General features: G+C 58.7%; 5 protein-coding genes. All 5 read right to left on the bottom strand.

All coding sequences use genetic code 11. The annotated features are described in order from the left end of the window. The coding region (locus tag DBR23_RS02200; RefSeq protein ID WP_199227612.1) for a type VI secretion system contractile sheath domain-containing protein at positions 1 to 325 on the bottom strand (325 nt) is incomplete at its 3' end. Between the two features lie 26 nt (positions 326 to 351). Further along, positions 352 to 900, bottom strand: coding sequence for a type VI secretion system contractile sheath small subunit (gene tssB, locus DBR23_RS02195; RefSeq protein WP_056059615.1), 549 nt, complete (start codon positions 898 to 900; stop codon positions 352 to 354). Between the two features lie 306 nt (positions 901 to 1,206). After that, the gene (tssA, locus tag DBR23_RS02190) at positions 1,207 to 2,205 is read right to left on the bottom strand and encodes a type VI secretion system protein TssA (protein WP_108497169.1); all 999 of its coding nucleotides are present in this window, start codon (positions 2,203 to 2,205) and stop codon (positions 1,207 to 1,209) included. Positions 2,206 to 2,241: 36 nt separating this feature from the next. Beyond that, positions 2,242 to 2,982 (bottom strand): type VI secretion system-associated protein TagF, encoded by a 741-nt coding sequence (tagF, locus tag DBR23_RS02185; RefSeq protein ID WP_108497168.1) that lies wholly within the window; start codon positions 2,980 to 2,982, stop codon positions 2,242 to 2,244. Further along, a partial coding sequence (locus tag DBR23_RS02180; RefSeq protein WP_304466190.1) for a type VI secretion IcmF C-terminal domain-containing protein occupies positions 2,964 to 3,846 on the bottom strand: 883 nt, incomplete at its 5' end. The genes tagF and DBR23_RS02180, both read right to left, overlap by 19 nt.

Below are 3,846 nucleotides of genomic sequence, written 5' to 3'. Positions count from 1 at the left end.
CCTCGGTGTTGGTCACCAGATGCTGTAGGCCGCGCCAGGCGCCTTCAAGCTTCTGGAACTCCGCATGGTGAATCACGAGGTTGACTTGTTCGGACAACTTTCGGTCGATCTCTGCAATGATGGCTTGCACGGTCTGGTACGCATCGTTGGAGATGGTGGCTACCGATGCGAGCGCCTGCTGTGCAAGCGTCTGTACGGCAGCTTCTACTGCGTCGCGTGCTTGGTCGGTTTTGGGCTTGAATTCTTTGTTCAGTAAGGCCGCAAAGTCGTGGCCTTCTAGCGACTGGGCGGTGGTTGATTCTGTGGTGGCTACTACTGCACTCATGGGTGATCTCCGTTGGCAGGGATGTCTCAGGCGGCGTCGTTTTGAGCTGGCGTCTCAGCGGCTTCTGCGGCGGGCTTGGCACTCGCAGCCAGTGACTTGAGCAGTGCAGGGTCCTGGAGTACCTTGCGGATCAGCTCTTCTGCTCCCTGCTTACCGTCCATGTACGAAAGCAGGTTATGGAGTTGGGTGCGAGCCTCCAGCAGTGTGTTGAGTGGGCCGATGTTGCGGGCCACCGCGGCAGGCGAGAAGTCATCCATGCTTTCAAACGTCAGATCCACGCTCAAATAGCCTTCACCAGTGAGTGTGTTGGGCACCAGGAAGGAAGCGCGAGGCTTGATGGATTTCATGCGGGCATCGAAGTTGTCGATGTCGATGTCCAGGAATTTGCGATCGGCGATTTCCGGTAAGTTTTCAAGCGGCTTTCCGGACAGGTCGGCCATCACGCCCATGACAAAGGGAATGTGCACCTTTTTCTCCGACCCATAGATTTCCACGTCGTACTCAATTTGCACGCGTGGCGCCCGGTTTCGTGCGATGAACTTCTGCCCGCTTTTTCCCACTTTGGTGATTGACATGTTTACCTCTCTCTCAAGTTGTCTGGTTCGATCAACCTTTGGCCGAGACCTCGTGGTTGCCGGTTCAAATGCTTACAAAGTTGTGTGAATTCGCTACGGTTTGTCGTGGCTGAAACGAGTCGTTCCTGGACGGTCTTTTTGTCGCACACAGCCCTTGGGGTGACCATGACGCGCATGCTTCGAAGAATCTCCACTGGGAGGTGGGAAAGTCCACAATTTCGTGGAGCCTGTATGCGTTGAACGGGGCTACTGTTTCTGTATTTCAGTATCCGATCTGCCTGCGTAGCGACTGTTACAGTTCGTAGTTCAAGAGGTCTGTTCAGGCTGGACTCCTGTGATTAGCTCGATCTGCTGAAGGCTTTGTGGTGCGAGCTCGCGAAGGAGGTCGATGAAGCTCATGCCCATCAGTTTTGCGGATCGGCGAATCAGGAGCGAGGCGGGGTTGGTGGGCTCGGTGGATTCGAGGAACTCGGCGATCTTGACCAACTGTCTGATCGCATCCTCCCGGGTCTTGATCTCCTGGCCGATGGCTGGCGCGGCGGTGACAACTACATCTGGTCCGTCGCCTGGTCCTTTGGAAACGGCAGCGGCTTGTTCTGACTTGGGCAGAAGGCTGTGGAGCAGCGCTACCAATGATTGAATGTTGCCCATGTCGGGCCGCTGGTGGTGGGGCAGCTTGTCGTCGCACAACCGCACTAGCTGTTCTAGCGCCTCTTTCGCTCGGGGGACCGCGACAAGCAGGGCGTGCCCTTGTTCCGCGGCGTGAGCCATGCCCAGCCGCAGTTGGTCCATGGTGAGCTGTGCATTGGATTCCGCACGCTGTCCGCGCGCCAGCACTTCTGCGTCGCGTACTGTGAAGTGACCAAAATTGGAGGCGAGGAACTCCGTTTGCCTCAACTCGCGCAGCAGCCCGGTCACGTCGTTGAGCATGGCAACGGCGTTCATGCGCATGAAATAGTCGCCGTCTTCAGGCAGCGGGTGAATGTCGTCCCAGTACTTTGCCAGGAGGGCTCCCATTAACTCCAATCCGCGGGCCAGACCGATGAGCCCTTCGGTGTTTGTCCAGGATCTGCACAGCAGTCCGGCGATTCGCATGTCCTTGCTCTGCACTAGCAGTTGCAAGGCATTTCTTTCCACAGATTGCCAGTCGGGATCTTCGGCGGGAATGATGGTGTCGCCGTACTGCTGCTCGACCTTTCCGAGGGCCAATTGCTCCAACGCCAGAAATTCCGCCGCATAGGTCATCTCGGGGCCGCACGGAGGCGCGGAGGGAGCTTCGTTCAGGAGTTCGTCGAGGTTTTTCATGGTGAAGGGGCCTTGATCCAGGGAAGGCGGGTTCCGTCAATGTTTGGAGAACAATTGAGCGAAGAGCCAACGGTCGGCCTTGCCGTGATGCACCAGTTCCTGAGATTCCAGGCGATGGGTGGGAGATATCCACCACAGGCTTTGCTCGCCAAAGAGAGCCGTGTGCGCTCTCCATTCGCCTGCAGGCAGCGTGATGTTTTCAGCGAGATCGCTTGCTGTTGCTTGGTGAGCTTGTGAAGCCTCGTGGAGGTCCGACAGGATGTCTTGGATGAGAGATGGCTCGCGCTCTCTGGGCAGTGTGGTGCCGAAGGGGTTGGGCAACAGGCTGACACGTCGATCCAAGTCATCCACAGAAAGCGCGCGGCGTCGTGCCTCCACAATGGCAGAGCGCGCTCCCGCGAGGAATGCCTTGACCTGCAGGTCGTCTGCAAATGGGCAACCCGCATGCGGCGCCGTTGCCATCACGGTGAGTGGGTAATAGCGCCCGACACGGTCCACGCTGGGCGCGAGTGCGCCGATTACCGGTGAGCCCTGTGTGCTCAAAGAGGCAATGAAGAACCACAACGGGGCGTTCACGAAGGTATCCGACCAGCCTGCGCCGTCTGCCCGGCGCAGTTGTTCCATCCCCTCTCGCATCCACGCATCCCACTCGCTACTGAGGGCATGCGGCATACGCCTGCCCACGAAGTCACCCAGGCTTGGCAATTTGCCGTACCAGGCGACAGAAGAAGGCGCCAGCATGCTGCGGAGGTCGTTGCTCAAAGGTTGCTTGGGCATTCGAACTCTTCCATCGCCTTGAGGCGGAATGGATTGAACACACTGCTGGTGGTGACTTCAAACCGTACCCGGCGCCCATCTACGTTGAAGATCGCGGAGAACTTCTCCGGCGCATTGCCCGGAAGGAGCTGTGCGCGGTCAAATAGCCGATGTAGCGCCCATGGACCTTCCGTGACCAATCCCGAGTTTTCACTGTTGGTGCTCGTGATCTGCAGCCTTACCTGGCCTGTGCCCCGCGTGCCTGGCCAATTCATGGATTTAGGGATCTGCGGCCCGTGCTGGTAGCGAAGCACGTCTCCATCCACGTCCAAGACCATCTGCGAAATGGCCGCGTCCATCTCGATGGGCTTGATGTCCAGACGGATACCGGGTGCCTTGCCTCCTGCCCGAAAGTAGACATCGCGGATGGTGGCCGCTTTCTGGAAGGATGCCAGCGATGCAGATCCTCCGACCGGCGTTCCGTCCACACCCTGCTTGAAGGTCCAGGTGGAAGCGGATATGTCGACCATGGGCTGTAGCGTGCTGCGGAAAAAATCGTCCATGACGCCACCCATGGCGAACAGTTTGGCGAAATCATCAGCGGTGACGTCGCGTCCTGCGCTGCGTGTGAAGGGGTATCTGCCCAGCACGGCGCGGCGGCAGAAGTCCCCGATGGTCGCGTTCAGATTACCGCCAATGGTGCTGCGTACGTCCCGTCCGACCAGGGTGGATGTCGCTTCAGCCAGATCGGTGTACATCAGGTTGAGAGGCGGAGGGAGGCGCTTGGCTTCTGCACGCACCCTTTCAAGGGTCGACGACAGCGTCGGCGGGATGGTGCCACCCGATTTCACCTGCTGTCGCGCCGATGCGATCACGGCCGATGCT

It is taken from the genome of Acidovorax sp. HMWF018 (genome assembly GCF_003061035.1).
Taxonomy (GTDB): domain Bacteria; phylum Pseudomonadota; class Gammaproteobacteria; order Burkholderiales; family Burkholderiaceae_C; genus Acidovorax; species Acidovorax delafieldii.
This window is presented reverse-complemented; position numbering and strand designations above follow the sequence as displayed.